Source organism: Dyella dinghuensis, from assembly GCF_003977615.1.
GTDB classification, from domain to species: Bacteria; Pseudomonadota; Gammaproteobacteria; order Xanthomonadales; family Rhodanobacteraceae; genus Dyella_B; species Dyella_B dinghuensis.
This window is the reverse complement of record NZ_RYZR01000006.1, coordinates 494,586-516,534: the sequence shown is the minus strand read 5'-3', so window position 1 is coordinate 516,534 and position 21,949 is coordinate 494,586. Positions and strand designations below refer to the sequence as shown.

24 protein-coding genes are annotated in these 21,949 nt (G+C 59.8%); 3 read left to right on the top strand and 21 right to left on the bottom strand.

Features of this window, described 5'->3' with window-relative positions; all coding sequences use genetic code 11:
* Nucleotides 1–1,446, top strand: a complete 1,446-nt coding sequence (locus tag EKH79_RS13345; protein WP_126674307.1) for an efflux transporter outer membrane subunit — start codon at nt 1–3, stop codon at nt 1,444–1,446.
* Between the two features lie 138 nt (nt 1,447–1,584).
* On the opposite strand, the gene EKH79_RS13340 is transcribed toward EKH79_RS13345, so the two are convergent.
* The 6 genes from EKH79_RS13340 to EKH79_RS13315 form a co-directional block, all read right to left on the bottom strand.
* A complete protein-coding gene (locus EKH79_RS13340) occupies nt 1,585–2,742 on the bottom strand; it encodes an AI-2E family transporter (protein ID WP_126674306.1) in 1,158 nt (385 codons plus the stop codon).
* Nucleotides 2,739–3,047 carry a hypothetical protein gene (locus EKH79_RS13335; protein ID WP_126674305.1) on the bottom strand — a complete coding sequence of 103 codons (309 nt, stop codon included), beginning with the start codon at nt 3,045–3,047 and terminating at the stop codon, nt 2,739–2,741. Before EKH79_RS13335 ends, EKH79_RS13340 begins: the two co-directional genes overlap by 4 nt.
* Nucleotides 3,044–3,514, bottom strand: a complete 471-nt coding sequence (locus EKH79_RS13330; RefSeq protein ID WP_126674304.1) for an ABC transporter ATP-binding protein — start codon at nt 3,512–3,514, stop codon at nt 3,044–3,046. The genes EKH79_RS13335 and EKH79_RS13330 overlap by 4 nt, the downstream gene beginning before the upstream one ends.
* A gap of 26 nt (nt 3,515–3,540) precedes the next feature.
* Nucleotides 3,541–3,912, bottom strand: a complete 372-nt coding sequence (locus EKH79_RS13325; RefSeq protein WP_126674303.1) for an ElaB/YgaM/YqjD family protein — start codon at nt 3,910–3,912, stop codon at nt 3,541–3,543.
* Between the two features lie 71 nt (nt 3,913–3,983).
* Nucleotides 3,984–4,139, bottom strand: coding sequence for a DUF1328 domain-containing protein (locus tag EKH79_RS13320; RefSeq protein WP_126674302.1), 156 nt, complete (start codon nt 4,137–4,139; stop codon nt 3,984–3,986).
* A gap of 144 nt (nt 4,140–4,283) precedes the next feature.
* The gene (locus tag EKH79_RS13315; RefSeq protein WP_126674301.1) at nt 4,284–4,907 is read right to left on the bottom strand and encodes a YbhB/YbcL family Raf kinase inhibitor-like protein; all 624 of its coding nucleotides are present in this window, start codon (nt 4,905–4,907) and stop codon (nt 4,284–4,286) included.
* A 154-nt stretch (nt 4,908–5,061) separates the two neighbouring features.
* On the opposite strand from EKH79_RS13315, the gene EKH79_RS13310 reads away from it, so the two are divergent.
* A complete protein-coding gene (locus EKH79_RS13310) occupies nt 5,062–6,543 on the top strand; it encodes an AAA family ATPase (protein WP_126674300.1) in 1,482 nt (493 codons plus the stop codon).
* Nucleotides 6,544–6,585: 42 nt separating this feature from the next.
* Here EKH79_RS13310 and EKH79_RS13305 read toward each other — a convergent pair whose 3' ends face one another.
* The 5 genes from EKH79_RS13305 to EKH79_RS13285 all read right to left on the bottom strand — a co-directional run bounded on the left by EKH79_RS13305 (nt 6,586) and on the right by EKH79_RS13285 (nt 12,003).
* The gene (locus EKH79_RS13305) at nt 6,586–8,181 is read right to left on the bottom strand and encodes an MBL fold metallo-hydrolase (protein WP_126674299.1); all 1,596 of its coding nucleotides are present in this window, start codon (nt 8,179–8,181) and stop codon (nt 6,586–6,588) included.
* Nucleotides 8,182–8,319: 138 nt separating this feature from the next.
* The gene (locus EKH79_RS13300) at nt 8,320–9,615 is read right to left on the bottom strand and encodes a glycosyltransferase (RefSeq protein ID WP_158621250.1); all 1,296 of its coding nucleotides are present in this window, start codon (nt 9,613–9,615) and stop codon (nt 8,320–8,322) included.
* 68 nt (nt 9,616–9,683) lie between these two features.
* Nucleotides 9,684–10,703 (bottom strand): YheT family hydrolase, encoded by a 1,020-nt coding sequence (locus EKH79_RS13295; RefSeq protein WP_126674297.1) that lies wholly within the window; start codon nt 10,701–10,703, stop codon nt 9,684–9,686.
* Nucleotides 10,700–11,497 carry a lysophospholipid acyltransferase family protein gene (locus EKH79_RS13290; RefSeq protein WP_126674296.1) on the bottom strand — a complete coding sequence of 266 codons (798 nt, stop codon included), beginning with the start codon at nt 11,495–11,497 and terminating at the stop codon, nt 10,700–10,702. Before EKH79_RS13290 ends, EKH79_RS13295 begins: the two co-directional genes overlap by 4 nt.
* 29 nt (nt 11,498–11,526) lie before the next feature.
* Nucleotides 11,527–12,003 (bottom strand): Lrp/AsnC family transcriptional regulator, encoded by a 477-nt coding sequence (locus EKH79_RS13285; protein ID WP_126674295.1) that lies wholly within the window; start codon nt 12,001–12,003, stop codon nt 11,527–11,529.
* Between the two features lie 135 nt (nt 12,004–12,138).
* Between EKH79_RS13285 and phhA the strand changes: the two genes are divergently transcribed.
* Nucleotides 12,139–13,032 (top strand): phenylalanine 4-monooxygenase, encoded by an 894-nt coding sequence (phhA, locus tag EKH79_RS13280; RefSeq protein WP_126674294.1) that lies wholly within the window; start codon nt 12,139–12,141, stop codon nt 13,030–13,032.
* A 45-nt stretch (nt 13,033–13,077) separates the two neighbouring features.
* On the opposite strand, the gene EKH79_RS13275 is transcribed toward phhA, so the two are convergent.
* The 10 genes from EKH79_RS13275 to EKH79_RS13230 all read right to left on the bottom strand — a co-directional run bounded on the left by EKH79_RS13275 (nt 13,078) and on the right by EKH79_RS13230 (nt 21,947).
* On the bottom strand, nt 13,078–13,743 hold the full coding sequence (locus tag EKH79_RS13275) for an SGNH/GDSL hydrolase family protein (RefSeq protein ID WP_126674293.1): 666 nt from the start codon (nt 13,741–13,743) through the stop codon (nt 13,078–13,080).
* Between the two features lie 154 nt (nt 13,744–13,897).
* The gene (locus EKH79_RS13270; protein ID WP_126674292.1) at nt 13,898–14,590 is read right to left on the bottom strand and encodes an RES family NAD+ phosphorylase; all 693 of its coding nucleotides are present in this window, start codon (nt 14,588–14,590) and stop codon (nt 13,898–13,900) included.
* Nucleotides 14,591–14,706: 116 nt separating this feature from the next.
* On the bottom strand, nt 14,707–15,105 hold the full coding sequence (locus tag EKH79_RS13265; protein ID WP_126674291.1) for an MbcA/ParS/Xre antitoxin family protein: 399 nt from the start codon (nt 15,103–15,105) through the stop codon (nt 14,707–14,709).
* 68 nt (nt 15,106–15,173) lie between these two features.
* Nucleotides 15,174–15,887: a hypothetical protein gene (locus EKH79_RS13260; RefSeq protein ID WP_126674290.1), complete on the bottom strand. Its 714-nt coding sequence runs from the start codon at nt 15,885–15,887 to the stop codon at nt 15,174–15,176.
* Nucleotides 15,888–15,929: 42 nt separating this feature from the next.
* Nucleotides 15,930–17,708: a DUF885 domain-containing protein gene (locus EKH79_RS13255; protein WP_126674289.1), complete on the bottom strand. Its 1,779-nt coding sequence runs from the start codon at nt 17,706–17,708 to the stop codon at nt 15,930–15,932.
* Nucleotides 17,708–19,357, bottom strand: a complete 1,650-nt coding sequence (locus tag EKH79_RS13250; RefSeq protein WP_126674288.1) for a SulP family inorganic anion transporter — start codon at nt 19,355–19,357, stop codon at nt 17,708–17,710. The genes EKH79_RS13255 and EKH79_RS13250 overlap by 1 nt, the downstream gene beginning before the upstream one ends.
* Entirely contained in the window at nt 19,354–19,968 is a 615-nt protein-coding gene (locus EKH79_RS13245) for a ParB-like protein (protein WP_126674287.1), read from the bottom strand. Before EKH79_RS13245 ends, EKH79_RS13250 begins: the two co-directional genes overlap by 4 nt.
* Before the next feature lie 90 nt (nt 19,969–20,058).
* Complete coding sequence (locus EKH79_RS13240) at nt 20,059–20,763, bottom strand: helix-turn-helix transcriptional regulator (RefSeq protein ID WP_126674286.1); 705 nt, start codon at nt 20,761–20,763, stop codon at nt 20,059–20,061.
* 124 nt (nt 20,764–20,887) lie between these two features.
* Nucleotides 20,888–21,517: a glutathione S-transferase family protein gene (locus EKH79_RS13235; protein WP_126674285.1), complete on the bottom strand. Its 630-nt coding sequence runs from the start codon at nt 21,515–21,517 to the stop codon at nt 20,888–20,890.
* A 25-nt stretch (nt 21,518–21,542) separates the two neighbouring features.
* A complete protein-coding gene (locus EKH79_RS13230; protein WP_126674284.1) occupies nt 21,543–21,947 on the bottom strand; it encodes a GFA family protein in 405 nt (134 codons plus the stop codon).
* Between the last annotated feature and the right edge of the window lie 2 nt (nt 21,948–21,949).

Below are 21,949 nucleotides of genomic sequence, written 5' to 3'. Positions count from 1 at the left end.
ATGACACGCTTTATTCGTAATACGGCACTGTTTGCCGCCCTCGCGCTGGCCGGTTGTGCCAGCGTTGGGCCGGATTACAAAACGCCGGCAACGCCTGCTGCTAATGTGCAGGGTGTCGATGCGGCACGCGAGAATGCCGATCAGTTCCAAGCGCAATGGTGGCAGCAGTTCAACGACCCGGTGCTGGATGCGTTGATTCAGCGTGCCGCGAAGGGCAGCCTGGATTTGCATATCGCAGTCGCGCGACTCGATGAATCGCGCGCACTGCTTGGCGGCGCCAAGTCGGACCAGCTGCCGACCATCGATACCGATGTCGCCTATAGCCGCGCGATTGAACAGCAACCCGGCTTTACGACGCAGCGCATACCGATCAAGACGTACGAAGCGGGTTTTGACGCATCGTGGGAAATCGATCTGTTCGGTGGCGTGCGGCGCAACGTGGAAGCCGCGCGTGCCGACGTGGGCGCAAGCGAAGCGTCATTGCGCGATGCGCAGGTGACGTTGTTTGCGGAAGTCGCGCGCAATTATTTTGAGTTGCGTGGCACACAGCAGCGGCTCGCCATCGCCCAGCGCAATATCGACAACCAGGCTGATACGTTGAAACTGATTCAGGCGCGTGCGCAGATCGGTACCGCGTCGGAGCAGGATGTCGCCAGCGCCAGCGCGCAGTTGAGTGCGGCACGAGCGCAGTTGCCAGTGCTCGATACGCAATCCAAAGCATACGAATATCGGCTTGCCGTGTTGGTGGGCGAACGCCCGGGTGAATTGGACGTCGATGTATCGCCTGCCACGTTCAAACCGATCGCGACGGTGTTGCCGATTGGCAAGGCCGAGGATGTGCTATCGCGCCGTCCTGATGTTCGCGTCGCCGAACGGCAATACGCCGCAGCCACAGCGCGCATCGGTGTAGCGAAAGCCGATTTCTATCCGCATATTTCCATTGGCGGTTTCCTCGGCTTCCTGGCCGGGCAGAGCAACGACTTCGGCGGTCCGGCCTCGCGTGCGTTCTCCATCGGCCCGAGCATCACGTGGTCCGGGCTGAATGTGGAGCGTGTGCGTTCCAATTTGCATGCGAGCGAGGCGCGCGCCGATGAGGCGCAGGCGAATTATCAACGCGCGGTGCTTTCGGCTATTGAAGATGTCGACAATGCTGTGGTTGGTTACAACGCCGAGCATGAGCGCGTGGAACAGTTGATGGCGCAGAGCGAACAGAGTCGGCGAGCGGCGGATCTTGCGCGTATTCGCTACAAGGAAGGCGCTACGGGTTATCTGGAGTTGCTGGACGCCGAGCGCGTGCAGCTGGCGGCGGAAGATGATCTGGCGCAGTCGGAGACGGCCATCGATACGCGAGCGGTTTCGCTTTATAAGGCGCTCGGTGGTGGATGGCAGGCTTGCAACGACGCGAGTTGCACGCAAGTAGCCAACGCTGTCGCCACCGCACAATAATTCCTCACCGTCATTCCGGCGCAGGCCGGAATCCAGTGGCGATACCAGTGGTGTATTCCTCACGAATCGAGCGTGAGGACACTGGATTCCGGCCTGCGCCGGAATGACGAGCAGGGATGTCGCAGCGTGACACTAGTGTTAGCGCTGCACCATCCGCGCAAACCATTCCCATCCGCGCACGCGTTCGGCAATCAGCTTCGCGCTGGTCAACATCGGCACCGCCAGCAACGCACCCGGCACACCCCACAACCAGCCCCATACCAACAGCCAGATAAGAATCGCAATCGGGCTGATACGCATGCGCCGCCCAAGAATCATCGGTGTGATCATGTTGCCTTCAACCGCAGTCACGCCTGCAAAGCACAACGCAGGAAGAATGCCGTGCAGCAAGTCGTCGAAATGCATCAAGCCGACCAGCAGCAACATCGTCGTCGTAACGATGGCGCCGACGTAGGGAATGAAGTTGGCGAGCATCGCCACCGTTCCCCACAGCAACGGATCGGGCACGTTCAACAAAAACAGAATGCCTGAGGTGATCATGCCTAGCGACACGTTGATCACCACCGTCGTAAGAATGTAACGCGACACTTCCGTCTGAATACCGCGCACGATGGAAACCGCATGGCGCTTGTAGCCAAAGCTTGGCGCGATCTCGACGAGTCGCCGCAGCAGCAAATCGCCGTAAATCAGAAAGAAAAACACCAGCAGCAATACGGTGAGGATCGCGGCGAGTACTTTCGGCGCATTGGAGACCACGTCCCACACACTGAATGCGACATCGGATGGATTCGGCTGCCCGGACTGCGTGCGTGGCGGCGCGTGTCCGTTCACGAGTGTTTGCGTCGCGCGATTGGCCGCTTCCAACGGCTGCGCCACATGTTCGAGTTTCAACCCGAAGGCGTGGATCGTTGTCGGTGCGTTGTGAACCCAGCCCACGGCAGGCTGCGCAAGCATGCTGACGCCCGCGCCGATGGCGGCAATCAACGTGATCATCAATACGATGGCACCCAGCCAGCGCGGAATGCGATGCCGTGCACCGGCCGCAACGATCGGATTGAGCGCGAGGCCGATAAAGGCGGCCAGCACTAATGGAATCACCAACGCCTTGACCAGGGCGGCGGTATAAAGCAGCGCCAGTATCAGCATGGCGTTGAGCGTCATGCGGATTGCACGCAGATGCTTGCGCAAGCGATGCACGCCTTGCGTGGCTTGCTTGACCTCTTTGGTGACCTGCTTTTGCGCGACGGCGGTGTCCTGTGCGCCGCCCGGCAACACCGTCGGTTGCGGGCCGCTCATGCGTCGTCGCTGTCGGTGTCGGTGCTGCCGCCGTCCATGCCCAATTCGGCGATCAGCCGGGTGCCATAGGCGACCGCTTCCGCGATCCCGCCGCTCAGCATCGATGCCATGCCCGGCACACGCAGCGGTCCGACACCCAGTGTGCCAAGCACGAATCCGGCACCTGCGGCCGTTCCCACCGTCATCAAAGGATGCCGATATCCGCGTTCGAGCAGCGCCGCAGCGGGAATGGCCACCTCATTGCGATGCGCCGCGACGCGCTCGCGCGCCTTGTGCACTCGTTTCAGCTGTTTGAACAGACTCATGCGTCACCCTTCCCCTTGCCGGCTTCGACGTCCTGCTCAGCCCTTTGCAATGTGTCGTGCATGATCGCACGCCATTCCTGCCGCGTGCCGGGCAGGCTCATCCAGTGCATGCAGCGACGGAAGAAGACAATCGCGCCGACCAGGAACGCCACTTCCAGGAACGCCAGCACGACGAAGGCGAGAATCCACGAACCCAGCCATTTGGCCAGCACCAGGCCCAGTAAACCCAGCAGCGTGAGACCCAGCCCGACGCCCGTGACGGTTGCAGCCAGTCCGGCGACGAGCAGCCATGAGACGGCCGCGCGCGCCAGCCCCAACTCGGCAGCCAACAGATGCAGTTGCGCACCGAACAGCTTGCGCACGCCCTGCGCAAGCTGCACTAATTCACTGATCAGACCGCTAGGCGGCGGTCCCTGCGGTGGCTCGGCCTGTCCGGCCACCTCTTCCTCGCGCACGGAATCGTGCATCGCCCGCCCCCGTGCTGGTGATTCGCTTAACGGCGAAGAATGCGGCCAAGCAGCCAGCCGGCGCCAAGCGCGATGGCTACGGACTGCACCGGTTTTTCGCGAACGTAGTCGCGCACTTCATCCAGCCATTCGTCGGCGCGATCTTTGGCCTGATCGTAAACCTCGCGTCCGCGTTCGGCCGCTTCGCTTACTTTATCGGTGGTGCGATTGGCCGCGTTCGCTGCCTTGTCGGTGGCCTTGTGCACACCTTCCTCGACATGGTCCGCCGCTTTGGCGAATTTTTCCTTGCTGGTGGCTACCGCGTCGGACGTGGCTTGCTTGATGCGTTCGGCGCCGTGGTCGATGCGGCCATGAATGCCATTTTCTTGTGCCTGGATTTCCTGGACTTCTTTGGTCATGACGTTCTCCGATTGCAGGGTTTTCACTCTACCTGTTTACCGCCTTGTTGGATGAACCGCCGCTGCCCCGTTCAGGTTGATCGCCGGAAGAACGCGATCACGGCAAGCGCCAGGAACAGGACGAACAGCACCTTGGCAATCCACGCGGCGGTACCGGCAATGCCCGTAAATCCTAGAAGGGCGGCGATGACAGCAATAACCAGAAAGACCAGGGCGTAATGCAGCATGACGGCATTCCTCATGAAGCCAGGGGCGTTCAACACCTGTTGCCCCCCGACTCCATGTGCCATAAAGCGTGCCGTCTGCATGTGAAGGCTGTTTAGGACGCCTTCTACCTTACGGTTACGTTCATCCTTACGGTCACATTTGCCTCACGCGGGAACGCGGGGGTTGAGGCTGTATGTACCGGTAAGCGTCGCGTGGGCCAATACATGGCCTTCCATCGCTTCGCGCAATTCGGCGAGCGTGAAACCTGGTTTCACCGGCAACGTTTCGGTATCCAGCGCGTAGATACTGAAGTGATAGTGATGCACGATGGTGTCGTTCCATGGCGGGCACGGGCCGTCGTATCCCAGATACGTGCCTTCCATGTTGATATCGCCGGCAAACCAATCGGTGTAGCTGTTGACGCCTTGCACGCTGCCCGGCGGCCCGAATGGTTCGTGTTTGCCGTGCGGCGTGATTTCGTCGCTGCACGATCCGTCCGCGAGTTCACCGCATTCGACCGGAATATTCGCCATAAGCCAATGCACGAATTCCACGCGCGGCAGATCGGCAGGTATTTCGCGGCCTTCCTTGTTGACGTCGTCTGCTTTGCTCGGTACGTCCGTATCGATGCAGGTGAGCACGAACGAACGCGTACTAGCCGGGGCACCTTTCCATGCCAGATGCGGATTGTTGTTGTCCGACAGCTCGATCGGCTTGGCGAGGCGCGCAAACGCAAACTGGGGTGGGATCGGTTTGCCGTGCTCGAAATGGTCGCTGCGTAACTGCATGGAACTCTCCCGGATGCATTGGAAAGTAGTCACCTTGGGGCATCGGCGGCGTCCTGCAAGTCGGAGAACACCGCAAGCAAGCCGCAAGTTTACGCCCGGCGCCATGATTCGGTCGTGACAGCTCTGCTACCGTATGTCTCCGCAGGGAGGAAGCATGAGCGAACTTGATGACCTGACCACGCTGGTGCGTGCTGCCACGCCTTTGCTGGTCATAGAAACGGTAGACGAACAGCGGGTGATCGACTGCTTTCAGCACGTCATCGCCCAGGCTTTATATCCGCTGTGGAGCTGGACACTTACGGAGGGTTTGCAGCGTCTGGACTTCAACGGTCCGCGCGACCAGCAGGTGGCGCCGGACGCCACCGCTACGCTCACCGCCATTCGCGGCACGGAACAGCGCGGCATCTACCTGCTATTCGATTTCATGTCGTGTCTGCAATATCCGATGACGGTGCGGCAGGTGCGCGAAATCGTGCAGCGCGAAAACTCCGCCGCTCACACGCTTGTGCTGGTTGGCGCAAAAGTCGAGTTGCCGCCGGAACTGGAGGCGCTCTGCACGCGCGTACCGCTGGCGCTGCCCGATGTTAAAGAACTGGCGGGCATCCTGCGCGGCGAAGCCGCCGCCTGGCAGCGTGAAAACAATCGCGCACTGCCGGTGGATAACGACGCGGCGCGCTCCATCGTGCGCAATCTTATCGGCCTGACTGCCACCGATGCGCGAAAGATCGTACGCAAGCTGATCTACAACGACGGCGCGTTGAATGCCGACGATTTGCCGGAATTGATGAAAGCCAAGTTCGAGCTGCTCAACCGGTCTGGTTTGCTGCATTACGAATACGCTACGGCGAACTTCGCCGATGTGGCAGGCGTCGATCATGTGCGCGACTGGGTGCAACGGCGCCGCGCCGTATTTTTGAATCCCGACCCGAATCCGACGCTCGATCCGCCGAAGGGCGTGCTTCTGCTTGGCGTGCAGGGTTGCGGCAAGAGCCTTGCGTCAAAAGCTGTGGCAGGCGGCTTCGGTGTTCCCTTGATTCGCCTGGATTTCGGTTCGCTCTACGACAAGTACCAGGGCGAAACGGAGAAGAATCTTCGCGAAGCGCTTTCCAGCTGCGAAGTACTTTCACCGTGCGTGCTGTGGATCGACGAAATCGAAAAGGGTCTCGCCAGCGGTGGCGGTGACGACGGCGGTGTGTCGCGCCGCGTGTTGGGCTATCTGCTCACATGGATGGAAGAGCGCAAATCGAAGGTATTCATTGTCGCCACGGCCAATGCGGTAAACGAATTGCCCGCGGAATTGTTGCGCAAGGGCCGCTTCGACGAAATTTTCTTCGTCGATCTACCGCGACCCGAAGTGCGCGCCGCGATCTTCGGGATGCATCTTAAGAAACGAAAAATTGCTCCGGACGCGTTCGATCTGAACGCACTCGCCGCCGCGAGCGACGGCTTCTCCGGCGCGGAAATCGAGCAAGCGGTCGTTAGCGCGCTTTACGACGTAGGCGGCAATGCCAGTGCGCTGGATCAGAACATCCTGCTCAATGCACTGCATGAAACCAAGCCCTTGTCCGTGTTGATGCACGAACAGGTTCAGGCATTGCGCGAATGGGCAACCAGCCGCTGCGTGCCAGCCGATTGATAAGCTGCGTCCTTCCCCGCACGCCGGGGAAGGACGCAAGCATCAGCTTGCCGTTTTATTCGCATTTTCCGGCTTCATCGCCTGGTCGACAAGATGCTGCACATCCGCCCATGGTGTCGGCCCCTGATGCATCGCATACACCGTGTTGACCTGCAGATGTTCGCGCGCAGCGGCTTGCAGCACTTCGACCATCAGATCCGGATCGTAGAGCGTCTTGTCGTCGTTGATGACCAGCGTGTCGCTCGCATAAAGCAATTTGTGTTCGGGGAAATAAACCATGTACTGCCGCTCGGTCGACGCACCGCGCAGCGGATACAGCTCGACGCGATTGGCACCGTGACCGATTTCCAGCCGATCGCCCACGACCACCCAATGCGGTGTCTTGGGATTGGATTGAAGCGCATCGGGTTGCAACCGATGCGGCGCACTCACCACCCGCTCCACGATCGGCTTGTTGAGATCGAGCACGTACACTGGAACGTTTTCGGCGACAGCTTCCCGCACACCGGCCATATGTGGCCATGAATCGGAGGTGCTCAACACGCCTTTGATGGGTGCATTCGGATATTCGTTGCGCACCTTGGCAAGAATGCCCTTCACATAGCTCGCTGAAATCGGCGCTTCGAGCACGATTACGCCATCGTCCTGCTTGATGATCGTCGTATTCCAAGAGCCCTGATAAAGCTCGACGCCGGGCGCAAGTTCGGTGCGCTTTTTATCGCTGAACTCCCTGTTCCAGCCTTTCGACTGAGCGCTCTTTGCCGCAACGGCGGCATCCATCGCAAACTTCTTGTCGTCAATGGCGACATTGAACGCAGGATCGAGTACTTGCGTGGACGCGTACCACACGCCATTGCGTTGATCGATGCTGTTGGTGGGATACACCACGCCTTGCACCACATGCCAGTTGTCGAAATAAATGCGCTGGTCGACATCGCCCCAGGCGTACCACATGTCCTTGAACGTGCGCGTGCGCTCCATGGCGTCGGGCAGGTGGTTGTAAGCGTTCAGAAGTACCTTGACCGGCACACCCTGCCAGGTGAATTCAACAACGCTGTGCGGCGTAGCCCGCAACCATTGCGATGGTGCGTAATGCAGATCGCTTGCCGCGGCCGCGTTAAGCAGCAGGCGTTCAGGCCCTAGCGTGAGTGTGTCGTTCGCGTTGTCCAGATCGGCCAGCGAACACGGCGAGTCACCCTGCTTGCTGTGATAGACGCCGCCCTGCTGTGCCGTGATCAGGGTGATATCGAGATCGGCTTGATGCGGATCGGATTCGGGCCAGGTCATGTGCACATCGCGAACGATGCGCTGCTTGTCGAAATCGACGACAACCTTGTCGCGCTCATACGAGGTGATGAACGGTTGCTGCCGGTACGACTGCTCCGACAGCACGGTGTGCCCGATGACGTCGTAGCTGGCGCTGTGAATGCCGATGAGCCGTCGCTCACCGCCCATCGCATCGATCGCTTGCTGTACACAGACCTTTGCGTCGACACGATCGCAACCAGGATGTCCTGATCCTTTTACCGCATCGCCATCTTGCGGAAGGCTCGCGGCAAAGGCAGGCGCGGCCATCACTAGCGCAATCAGTGTTGGGGCAACGGTGCGACATGTGCGACGGTCAATGCGACGATCCATTTCAGCTTCCCCGGCGACGCCCCGGACTTCATGTACAGGGGCAATGCCGCGAAAACTACGCCCGTGCCCTGCACACTCCCATCTGCAGAAAGTCACGTTTCGAGGGTGTCTCTTGGCAGGGTGCGCGCAGGCAAGTGGCTAAAAGCGTTCGCGCAAATTGGCGTCGATCAGGTCCGCGGCAACGGTGTCGCCGTGTTCGGCATGGATTGCTTCGGCACAACGCCATGCACGTTGCGCGTAAGCCGGATCGTCGAGGAGATCTTTCAACAGCGGCATGGCGGTATCGCCGCGGTACTCGCGCGCCGGTAGCGCATGCGCCACGCCCAGACGTTTGAGTCGTTCGGCGTTGTCGTATTGATCGAAACCGTGCGGTACCACCAGCATTGGCCGGCCAGCGCGCAGCGCTTCGGTGCTCGTGCCGATGCCGCCATGATGAATGATCGCCGCGGCATGCGGAAAAACAGCCGCGTGCGGCGCGTAGTCGACGGCGTGTGCGTAGGAAGGTAGCGTGTCCGGTAGCGAAGCACGTATGTCGGAGGAACCGGTAAAGAGCAGCGCGCGACGTCCCAGCTGCTCGCAGACTTGCAAGCTTTCGCGCAGAAAATCGGCGCCAATGTGGACAGCGGTGGAACCTAGCGTAAAGACCAAAGGCGGCGAACCCGCGCGCAGAAACGCTTCAAGCTCGCTATCCATCTTCGCGCCCGGTTGCGCGTAGTGCGCAAAGCCAGTGATACGCAGTTGGGGTGGCCAATCCGGTTGCCGTGAACCAAGCAGTGGCGAAAACAACGCCAGGGCGCAATCGGGCGAATGCTGACCATGCTGAAGCGGATGGCCAAGCTTGGATTCCGGTCGCAATCCAAGTTCGCGCCGGAACGCGCGCACGGGGCCCGTCCAGCTGCGCAAGCGCATCAGCGTCAACCACTGCAGGATGCGCTTGCCTCGCAAAGGACTGTGCGTGAGCGCATCGATCCAACCTATGCCCACGATAGGCGGTTCATAAATCGATAATACGTTGGATGGCGCAAGGATGGCCGACACCCAGTGCAATCGCCCGGACGCGCTAAGCGTTTCGCCAAGGATCTGACCGGCAAAGGCCAGCGTCGAGGTGATGAGTGCGTCGGCATCCTCGCAAATCAATTGCAGCTTGGTGTAGCTCTCGCGCACGTCGGTGCCGGCGAGATCGCGTATTAGCAAACGCGGTCCGTGTACGGGATGAAAGACGCGTTCGGTAAACGCGGCCATGTCATTGGGTTGCGGCATGCCGCTGGCGTTGGCGAAGCGCATCCCCGCTTGCTCTACCGCCGCGCGATGCATGCTGTGCGTGGCAACGGTGACGCGATGCCCGCGCGCCTGCAACGCCAACCCGACCGACAGAAACGGAAACAGATCGCCCAATGACCCAACCGTGTTGATAACGATATGAGCTGAGCGCATGCGCGTCATAAGCCGTGATGTTGAGTGCGAAGTGTAACGGGCGAGCCGTTAGAACTCATGTGACCCTGTCAGGCGAACGGCGACTGGCCGGCGGCGATCGCATTGAAGCGCTCGGCAATGTAATCGTCGCAAAAACTTGTCATGTCCCAGCCGCGGATAAAGCCGCAATGGCCGCCGTACGGGGAGATATCCAGCTCCACGTTGCTCGGCAATTCCAGCTTTTCGAAGGCATCGATGGGGATCACCGGATCGTCGCGCGCAGTGAGGATCGTGGCCGGAATCTGCATCGCCATCAGTGCACGGCCTGCGACCGAATAGCCTTCCAGATACGCTTCAAGCGAACCGAAATCCGTATGACGCAGCACCATCGCTTCGGTCAGGCCGCGCAGATTTTGCTTCAGTTCCTGCAACTCGAAATACTGACGCTGCGGAAAGGCGGCCTGCTTCATACGCAGCGAGCGGCGCCATTTGTTCATGAAATACGCCTGGTAGAACCATGGCGCGGTTTCTTCGAGCGAGAATAGGCCTTCGCTTGGATCGATGATCGGACATACCGCCAGCGCATAACTCAGCGGAATGCCGAGCGATGGCGCACGCAACGCAACGCGCAATGCAAAATTGCCGCCGAGCGAAAAGCCCGCAATCGCCATCGGCCGCGACGGCCATCGCTTGGCGATATCGCCCACGGCATGCGCGACTTCGTCGATACGGCAGGAATGAAAAAGCGCTTCGTTGAGTGCGTGACTGTCGCCGTGATCGCGAAAGTTGAGGCGGAAGACATCCCACCCATCTGCCAGCAAACGGCTGCCCGTCTGCAGCACATAGGTGGAGTCGACGCTGCCTTCCCAGCCGTGGAACAACACGGCGAGACCTCGCGACGCAGGCTGTGTTTTTTGCGCCGTGTACGCACCCGTCAGACGGACTCCGCCACCGCCATCCACCATCACCGGCTCCGCGCCTTCCAGCACGGTATACGCGTTGCGCGGCAGCAGCGTGCGGCGTACGCCGCTCGAAGAAAGCATCGTCTGGATATGGCCGCTTTTCAGCGGCCACGGCGGGTTAAAGTCGCGTCCTTGCGGTAACGTCATGCGCGATCCTCGAGCGAGGCGGCGATACGCTCGCGCGCCAGTTCGGCCATGCGTCGCCGGCCATCTGCGTTCGTTGGTACCGGCTCCAGGAAATGCACCTCCGCATCCATGGATGGCCCACCGAGCATACGCAGAAAATTCTGCATGAAATTTTCGTGCTCGCGAAAGCCTGCATCGACAATGCGCTTGCCATCGCGCGCGAAACGCAGTGCGACGGGTTGCACGGGCACATCGGCATCCAGCGCCGCCTGAAAAATGCGTGCGTGGAAAACTTTTAGCACACCGTTATGACCGGTGCCGCCTTCCGGAAACACGGCGACGGAACGGCCTTGGCGCAGGCGATCCACCATCACCTGCATCACCGCGGCCAGCGAGTGATTGCTGCCGCGGCGATGGAAGATCGTGCCGCCGCTTGCCGCGAGCCAGCCCACCAGCGGCCAGCTGGCAATTTCAGCTTTCGCAACAAAACACGCCGCGCGCTGACTGTGCAGCAGCTCGATGTCGATCCAAGAAGTGTGATTGGCAACGAACAGCGCCGCATCGCGCAGCGGTTGTCCGAAACGCACGGAGCGCAAACCGAAGATGCGCATGAGTGCGGTGGACCACCAGCGGATCATTCGATGCGCAAACGGCTCGCGGCCGTTTTTCATCACGGCGTTGCGATTCCACGTAAGGATGAATCCGCACAGCATGACGCCGAGCACGATATGCAGCAGCAACAACGGCACGCGCCACACATAACGTAGCGGGCGCAGCAGGTCTCGGTCCGGGGTAGATACGGCTTCGATACTCATCAGCACATCATTTTAACGTTGTTCGACGCCTAACGCTCTAGTTGACCGAGCGGCAAAGAGGGCGAACGTTTAACCGTTCGCAAAACAAAGCTGGAATTGACGTCGGCGACGCCTGCATCGTTCAACAATTGATCAAGCAGGAAACGCGAAAAGTGCGCGAGATCGGCCACGTAGACATGCATCAGGTAGTCCATGTCGCCGGTGAGAGCGTGGCAGGCGACCACTTCGTCCCAGCCCGCCAGCCGTTCCACGAAGCGATCGATCGCCGTGCTTTCATGCCGCGCCAGCTGCACGCGCACAAAGGCCTGCAGCCCCAGACCGACCGATTCCGGGTCGATCTGCGCCGCATAGCCACTGATCACCCCCTCGGACTCCAGCCGTTGCAGGCGCCGCAGACAGGCCGAGGGCGACAGGTTGACCCGTTCCGCCAGCTCAGCGTTGGTGACGCGGCCTTCGGCCTGGAGCACGGCCAGCATCCTCAGATCGGTGCGATCCAGGTCGGCCATTGCACGAATCTCCTGTGAATTTTGATATTTGTAGTTGAATATTGCACAGATTGGGCGTGAGTCAACAATAAAACAACCATTTTGTGTGCCCTGCGCCGTATGCTTTTGATTGACGCCGTAAACCCCGGAATCGCCATGGAAAACATCCCTCCCCGCCGCGTAGAGCATCAGCAGACCGACCGCGGGTACGTGCCGGTTTACGCCACAGGCGTGGTCGAGCAGCCGTGGGCCGATTACTCCCGGACCGATCACGAGGTATGGAACACGCTTTATAAGCGCCAACGCGATCTGCTGCCGGGGCGTGCGTGCAAGGAATTTCTTGCGGGCGTCGAGCGCTTCGGACTGGGCGACGGCGGCATTCCGAAATTTGCCGACCTCAACAAGGTGCTCAGCAAGGCTACCGGCTGGGAAGTGGTGGCCGTCGAAGGTCTCTTGCCAGATGAAGTGTTCTTCGATCACCTGGCCAACCGCCGCTTTCCGGTGAGCTGGTGGATTCGCAAGCCGGACCAACTGGATTACCTCAGCGAGCCCGATCTTTTCCACGATCTCTTCGGTCACGTGCCGCTGCTGCTGAATCCGGTCTTCGCCGATTACATGCAGGCCTACGGCCGCGGTGGCATGAAGGCGTTCAAGATCGGGCCGGAGGCGCTGATGAATCTGACGCGCCTGTACTGGTACACGGTCGAGTTTGGTTTGATCAATACCGACGAAGGCATGCGCATCTACGGCGCGGGCATCGTCAGCTCGAAGGGCGAATCGATTTACTGCCTGGATTCGGCCGCACCCAATCGCATCGGCTTTGGTCTCGAGCGTGTGATGAGCACGCGCTATCGCATCGACACGTTTCAGCAAACGTACTTCGTGATCGATAGCTTCGAGCAGCTGTTCGAAGCCACGCATCCTGATTTCACGCCGATCTACGCAAAGCTCAAGGAATCGCCCGCACACGCTGCTGCGGATGTGCTTGACGACGACCGCGTGTTCAATCGCGGCACACGCGAAGGGTTTGCGAGCAACGCTGACGCGTAGTCGCGATGGCGCGTCATACCGGCATGCGGCGTGACGCGCTAACGATCAATGACCGTGCGCATCCGCCCACGGCCTGATGATGCCGATCCACAGCTCGTAGCCCGTGCGATTCATATGCAATCCATCCGGGCCGAACCATTTCCATTGCGGCTGTCCATCCGCGCCGAGCATCGGCGTGAATATGTCCAGATACGTCACGTCTTTTTGCGTGGCGGCATACGCCCGGATCAGCGCGTTCGATTGCTTGATCTGCGGCAGCAAAGCCTTGAATGCCATGCTCGGCTTGGTCGACACGAAGGCAATCGGCACGCCCGGATCGACCGCGCGCGCTTTCTGCACGAACGCCGCAAATTCATCGCGTACTTGTTCGGGCGTCAGTCCTTCATGCAAATCGTTGTCGCCGGCGTACATCACGATCGCGCGGGGATGATAGGGCGCGACAATCCGATCGGCGAAATAGGTGGAATCGCCAATGACGGAGCCGCCAAAACCACGGTTGATGACCTTCAATTCCGGGAAATCCGCTGCCAGTGATTTCCAGTGCTCGATCGAGGAACTGCCGATGAAAAGCACCGCATTTTGCGGCGGCGGATTCGTGCGATCGGACGCTTCAAAGGCCGCCATGGCGGGTTCCCAATAACTGTGCGGCGTGACAGCCGCGCAGGCGATGCACGGAACGAAGGCAAGCAATAGCGATAGCAGGACTTTCATGGCGCTCCCGGAAATAACTTGTGGCGGGCGAGGTGAGCATACCCGCACGCAATAAACGCAAAGGTTTGCGACGCGATAGCGGTTGCTTGCTCGATCATAGATCGATAGCACAGCAAATGCCGAACGTGCGTCAATGCTGCGTGAGCGATGGCAATCAACGCCGCTCGCGTTTCATCTCGCTTACTTCGAGCACGTTCGCAATGCGATGGCCGTCCCAGCGATAGATCAGATGCTGTGCCTGCACGCAGGGCGCCACGACATCGGGATAAAACGCGGCGACGCATTCGCCACCTGCGTGACGCACGCTGTCGTAGACGATGCCATTCGAACCCGCTGCACGCAGTTCACGCGCAAGTTTTACGCTGGCGCTGTAGCTCACCGGATCGTGCGCTTCGGGCCAGCCGCCGCGAATGTCGTGCATCTTGCAGTCGATGCTGGTGCGATAGCAGCGCATTTCCATTTCGCAGGCCGGTTCCGCGGTTGCCGCAAGAAAGATTTCGCGGTGATACACCGTTTCTTCCACCGCCGTGATGACATTGCGCGCCGCGTAGAACACACCCCACGTGCCATCGGAAAAGCGGCTGCCTTCGGGATTCAGATGCGTGAACGCCGCCATCACCGGTGTCGATCCCGGCCCACTGATGCGCCGATCCGGCGGCACCAGCTTCATGATGTCGGCTTCTTCGCGCAAACGCGGATTGGTCATCGCCTCGATCGCGAACACCGCGTCGAGATCGGCCGGATTGGCGATACGATCGAACAATCCTGCCGGCGGAAAACGGCTCGGCACGATGCGATACGCCTGGCTCCAGCGAATGCGTCGAATAGGTGGCGTGTCGTTTGGCATAGGAATTCCGTGGCACGAACCGCGCCGTTTCAAGTGCTTCCCTGTTCGCCTTGAAATACTGCCGTATCGCGTTCTCGTCGACTGCGACGAGCAGCGCTTTTTACGTGCGCAACATCTCAGTTCCAGCCGCGCTGCGCATCCAGATACTGACGTACGACATACAGATCCGACACGTTGCCCGAGAGCATGCGCTCGATCGCGGAGTGGCCGCCAAACAGTGCCGACTGGTTGGGTTTGTGCAACCACGCATCGGCCTGCGCAGGATCCGGAAAGAGGATCTGCAACGCCTTATAGATCCCTAAGAGATAACTGATGCGCTCAAGCGTATCGCGCCCCAGCACGCCGTCCTGCTGACGCTTCCACTTGTAGAACGTCGATTCCGGTGGATCGCCGAGCAGTTTGCGCTGCTCGGCAATGCGCAGATTCCAAAGCTCGGCGAGCTTAAAGAAGGTCCGCAGGGCAGGGCCGCCAAGCTCTTCGGCGGGGGTTGTCCTGGGCAGGGCATGGGCAGTCATGGCTAACTCTCCCAATAAAGTTCAAGGACAATATACTTTATTGGTGAAGTTTTCGCCAGTAGGTTTGCTCACGAATTGCCCGGACCCGCGTGGGGGCAAGCGATGCTATGTGCCCACGGCTGCCCAAATCGGCCGGGATAAAGCCCCAAACAAATGCGGTCGCCGTTTTTTGCGTCCTCATAGCGCTCATAGTCGACACGCAGATTCGAACCATCGGAACGCGGACCCCACGCCTGCAGCTCCAGGTAATACTTGCGCTCCGATTTAGCGTACGAAACGTGTTTGCCAATGACCTGCGTCTGAAAGACCTGCGGCGAGGCATGATCCATGAAGCAATTGCTCAACGCTAACAAACTACCGCCATAGATCCATGCAACTGGCAGGAAAATCAGTGCGGCGCCGAACGTTTGGAAAATCGATGCGTCTGGTTTGGAGACTAAGTAAAAGAAGGCAAACCACATCGGTAACCCGACAAACAGCCCCCATTCGATGACACCGCGCGAACTGATCAAACCCAGGTCATCGAGGGCAAACGATGCCAACGCAATCGTAGCGATCACCATGGGACCCGCGGCCGATCCATCTCTCCGGGTGCGCAGCGCGACCGCGATTTCACCTCGGTATCGCAGTCCTACTACCAGTGCGCACCACGGTATGACCGCGCAAATGACAATCGCCTTGAGCCGCATGCCGGGAACCCAAAATCCGGCCAGAAGGGCAAGAAGAGAGATGAGTGCCAGCCAACGAAAAGTGCTGGTCGTCGCCGCTGTTCCTTCAGACATGTCTCCCCCTGTTATCGACATGCGTTCGAGCCAGACGCCACGTCAGTGTTTGGCGCTGTCCTTCTCGATCAATGTGTAATCCGGCTCCGGGCCGCCCTCTGCAATGAAACGATCGATGCGTTGCTCCAGCACAGGCAATGGAACCGAACCCGTCGTCAAAATCGTGTCGTGAAACGCACGGATATCGAACTTTGGTCCCAGCGCTTTTTCGGCTTTCGCGCGCAATTCCAGAATTTTCAGATAACCCAATTCGTAGGACAGCGCCTGTCCGGGCCAGCTGATGTAGCGATCGACCTCGTTGGCGATTTCGCGATCCGACAGCGCGGTGTTTTGCGTCATGTAGTCGATGGCCTGCTGGCGTGTCCAGCCGAGGTGATGAATGCCTGTGTCGACAACGAGGCGACATGCGCGCCACATCTGATAGGTGAGAAAGCCGAAGCGCTGGTAGGGCGTTTTGTAGATGCCCATTTCGTTGCCGAGATATTCCGAATACAGGCCCCAGCCTTCGCCGTAAGCGGAGATATAGCCGTTGCGGCGAAACGCGGGCTGATCGTTTTCTTCTTCGGCCAATTCCAGCTGCAATGCGTGGCCTGGATACGACTCATGCAGCGTCAACGCCGGCATGTTGAAGAGCGGACGCGAAGGCAGGTCGTAGGTGTTCACCAGATAGACGTCCGGACCACCGCGGCCTGACGTGTAGTACGGCGCGATATCCGCCGGCACCGGCTCGATGGTGAAGCGCTTGCGCGGCAGGTGGCCGAAGAACTTGCCGACCTGGCCATCCACTTCCTTCGCCACCCACGCTGATTTGTCCAACAGTTCCTGCGGCGTCTTGGCATAGAACTGCGGATCGGTGCGCAGGAAATGCAGGAACTCGGCGAAGCTTCCCTTGAAACCGGTTTGCTGCATGGTCTGCAGCATTTGCGCGTGGATCTTCGCAACCTGATCCAGGCCGATCTTGTGAATGGCATCCGGATCGAGATCGAGCGTGGTGTATTCGTGTATCTGCTGGCGATAGTAATTCTTGCCGTCAGGCAAGGCTTCGGCTGCCAGTGTCGTGCGCGCTTGCGGCACGTATTCGGTGCGGAAGAATGTCAGCAGCTTTGCGTACGCAGGAATGACGCCCTGGCTGATCTTCTGGCGCGCATCGGCCTGAATGGCGGCGGCCGTGACGGCGGGGATGCTCGATGGCATGTGCAACAGCGGCTGATAGAAGCTGGTTTGCGTCGGATCTTTCACATCCGCCACGGATGACATGGACTGATCACGGCCCGCCAACACGGCACGCGGCACCGTGAAACCACGCTTCAGGCCCATGCGCATGTTGGCGATCTGCTGATCGAAATACGCAGGCACCTGACCCAGACGATCGACGTAGTGCCGATAATCGCTTTCATTGCGAAGATCATCGCTTTGCAGATCGTCGTTCAACTCGCTCCAGAACGCCGAATCGCTGTTGAACGGCATCTGCCATTGCTGGAATTGCTGATCGGCAATGAAGTTGCGGATCTGTTCGCGATACACCGCGTAGTTCACCTGATCGGCGGGCGTCAGCTGCTTGACGTCGATAGCGTCGAGCTGGCTCATCACCTTGCGCCAATAGTCGAGGCGCTCCTGCTGGCTTTGCGCATCGACCTGATCGAGTCGGCCGTTGTTCGGCTGCGGTTCGCCAGACGTGGAAACACCAGCCTGACCCGTGCGCCACGCCCACTCCTGCTGATAGATCTGCTTGAAGCGCGCGTCGGCGTCCTGTTGCGCGAAGGCAGGCAGCGTCAGTGCGAGGCCCAGTGCGATAAAGCCGATACGTGATGCCGTTTTCACTACGCGTGATTCCCCGTGGGTGGTGGCGTGGCGGTGAATGCCGAAACCGCATCTTCCACGCTCCAGTTGTTGAGCGCTTGTGGCGAAAGCTGGGGCAGGTTGGCGCGCAGCAATAAGGCGCGGGTTTCGTCTTTCAGTCGTGCGACGCGAAGAATCACGCTGCGCGACTGCAGCCAGCTGGCAAAGTCGCCGAGGGCTTCCAGCGAGGTGCTGTCCAGATCGGGCGATTCTTCCAGGCTCAGGATGACCTGCTTGAGCCCGGTTCGCTGTTCGACTTGCTGGCGCGCTAGGGCCATCACCGATTCGGCATTGGCGAAGAACAAGGGTTCTTCGGGGCGAAGTATCAACAAACCCGGCGGTTGCACCGCATCCGGATGTCGCTCGACATCGATAAAGTCGTGACCGTCCGCCAGCCGCCCAAGCACGCTCAAGCGCGCCGCGGCGAGTTGGCGCAACAACATGATCAAGCTGAAAGCGATGGCGACAAGCAGACCGTTGAGAATGCCGAGCGACAGCACCGCAACGACCGCGGCGAGTGCGATCAGACGATCGCGCTTCCACTGTAGATAAGGTTTAAAGACCGACACGCGCCAGGACTTGCTTACCGCGTGGATGACGATCGCCGCGAGTACAGCAAGCGGAATGCGTTCGATCCATCGCAGCAACAACGCCACCATCAGCAGCACGCTTGCACCGGCGATCAAGCCGGCCAGACGCGATTGCGCACCTGCCGCTTCGTTCGCAGATGTACCCGAATAACCCGCGCCCACCGGCATACCATGGAACAAACCGCACAACACATTCGCAACACCCAGCACGAGCAAATCGCGATTAGGCTGCACCGGATCGTTATGCTTTAGCGCGAAACCACGGATCGAGCTGTACGACTCGGCATACAGAATCAACAACAGCGCTGCCGCCAATTCCACACTTGGCAACCACTGGCCGTTTGCCGGCCATGTGGGCATCGCAAGCGTCATGTGCAGATTGATGGTGCCTGTCAGCGGCACCCCATGCGCTTCCAGCCAACCGGATGCGATAACGCCGAGCGCAATTACCAGCAGACTACCCGGCAAGCGTTTTGCCCGCTCGCACACAAACAGCAACGCGAGTGCAAGCACGCCCGTCATCAATATAAAGGCGTTCACTTGATTGCTCGTTCGCACCAGCTCCGCGACCAGCAACGGTAAAAAATCGCCATGCAGATCCGGCCAGCCACCCAGATGTGGCAACTGCTTGAGCGCGATGACAATGGCCAGTCCAAACGTATAGCCGCGCAACACGGGACGCGCGATCAGATTCGAAAGACTGCCCAATCGCGCAAAACCCGCGATCAGGAAACAGATACCGCCAAACAACACCAGTGTCGCCGCGATGGCGACACGCGCTGCCACCGCGCCGCCTGCAAGCGCCAGCGTTCCGGCGGCAAGCACCGCGGCCGATGACGATGTCGACGACACAATCGCAAATCGGCTGCGCCCCAACAGTCCGTAGCAAATCAACCCTATGAACAGCGCAATGACGCCCGCCTGCGGCGGCATGCCGGCAATGCCCGAGTACGCAACTGCTTCGGGCACAAGCAAACCGGCAATCGCCAGACCCGCCAGCACATCGGCGATGCGCGAGGACGAGGCCGCCGTGGCGTTCATTGAATCTGCCCGCTCCAGCCCGGCAGATACGCCGTGTCGTGCGCATGCGCCATCAGCAGCGCGTCTTGCAACACTTTCGGCGTGACGTTGCCGCTCTTGAGCTTCATGTTGCGCCGGAAGAAATCGGCCCAGAGAAATTCCGAGTAAGGTGTTGCATCTTTCGAATAGCCGCCCGCAAGACGCACGCGCGCAGCAAGCGTACGGAACGGATCGTCCGCCATATCCTTGAGCATCTTTGGAATGGCATCGTACGTCTGCCGTTGGCCGTGTTGATCGTACGGATGCGCCCAACGATTGAATTCCATCGTGTGCCAGAACACGGGCGGTTCCAGCCACGAAAAATCGCGCTGGATCATCACCGGCACTTCCTTGACGCCTTCTTCATATAGCGCCAAACCAAGGTGATGATGATCGACGATGAAGACCTGATTCTTCGGACCCAGCACACCGGGAAACCAGTGTTGCGCCAGCAGGTCCTTGCGCTTCTTTTTACCGAGCTTTTCCCACTCGGAACGCTTGTCCGCGACTTCGGCCCTGCCTACGGTCATCTGCGTCGGGCGCAGCTTTCCCGGCGCGATGGACAACAACGGATGACGCACGCCTGACGACATGACTCGACTCCTGCGATAGCCCTGGTCCACGCAGGGTAACCGAAGCACGGAGTTTGGGGGATGGGGCGCAGGAGTGCCGAACGACGGCTGCTATTCCAGACCCGAGTAGTAGCCGCGCATGGCCTGAAGGTAAGCCTCCAGATTGCGGCCGGTGGGGCTTTCGAACACTTCCCCGGTCTCTTCGAGCCGGGCGATGCGATCGGGCCGGAAATTGCGGAAATCGCCACGCAAACGGCACCACGTTCCGAGTGTCCATTTACCGCCCCAGAAAGCGAGGCACAGCGGTTCGACCTGGCGCTCGCTTTCGCGCCCGACTTCGTCTTTGTAGATAAGGCGCAGCACGCGCTGCGTTTCAATCGATGCGTGCAACTGATCGATGCGCGCAGCAAAAGCGGTGGATTCTTCGTCGCGCCAGATCGGTGCGTAAATACGCGTGCGCGAGGAGCGCTCGCGCAATTCCGGTGGCAGCACCGCTTCAATTTTCACCAGCGCCGCTTGTGCACCGGCCGCCAGTTTCTCGCCGGCAAAGGCGCGGACAAAGCGCGTGCCGACCACCAGCGATTCGAGTTCGTCAGCGGTAAACATCAGCGGAGGGATGTCCGAGCCTTTGCGCAGCACGTAACCGACGCCCGCTTCGCCTTCGATCGGTACGCCTGAAAGTTGCAGGTCGGCCACGTCGCGGTAAACCGTGCGCAGCGAGACGCCCAGCGTTTCGGCAAGCTGTCGCGCTTGCAACGCAGTACGGCGCCCACGTAGGGCATTAATGATGAGAAAGAGGCGGTCGGCGCGACGCATTGCCACATGATCGCCCACGCGGCGGTTATGAGCCAGCGTCCGAAGTCACGTGTCATCGTCGCAGTACGTGAGACAGACATGGGCAAGCTGCCGGTATGCATGATCGTCAACCTGCCCGTGCCGCTCAGGCAGCCGCCTGTTGCGCGGCGTATTCGACATCTTTCGCTGCGGCGCGCTGGATTGCGGGCCGCGTGACCACCCGATCGATGTACGTACGTACGGCAGGTGTTTCCGGCATGATTTTGAACAGCGCCATCCAATGCAACGCACCGCCCCAGAGCACATCTGCTGCGGTGAATCGCTCGCCCAGCAGGTAAGGGCCTTTTTCGAGCTGGCCGGTGACCGTGTTGTAGACGTCGTCCCACGTACCGTACGGCGATGTGCTCGGCGCAACCGGTTCGCGCTTGGAAGAGCGATCGACGACAGCCGGCTCGAACGACGAACCGTAATAGACCAGCCAGCGCACATAGGGCCCGCGCAAAGGATCGCCAAGGGCCGGCGCCAATCCCTTTTCGGCAAACAGATCGGCGAGATAAAGGAACACGGCCGGTTGTTCGGTGATCAGCGTGTCGAGATGACGAATCGCCGGCACCTTGCCCATCGGATTGATGTGCCGATACGCCGACTGCCGCTGCTCGCCGGATTTCAGATTGATCAGGTGCAGGTTGTAATCCACACCCAGTTCTTCGAGCAGCGCGAGCGTGCCGCCCGAGCGGCTGTTGGGTGCGTGGTAGAAATCGATTTTCGATGTCATGACATAAGCTCCGCGTCGTAATGAGTCACAGATGTCGTGTTTCGGCAGGCGTCGATTGCCAGTTGTTGTTGCGGCCGTCGCTGAAATGCATGGGCGCTTCGATCAGTTCGACCGGCTCTGCATCGTCGAGGCTTGCCAGATAAACGCTGTAGAAATCGCCGCCCAACACATCGAGATGACCTTTACCGAACACGCGCACACCGCAGCGGCGGCAAAACAGGTGATGCATCATGTAGGAGCCGAACTGGTAGTCGGTCATCTCGTTTTCGCCGCTGATCAGGCGAAACGCTTCGGGTTTGACGATCACACCCCACTGCCGCGTTTTCGCACATATCGAACAGTTGCAGCGTCCCGTACCGTGCGCGAAGTCGATATCGGCTTCGATCTTCACCGCACCGCAATGGCAGCTTCCGTGATAAGTCTTTTGCATGT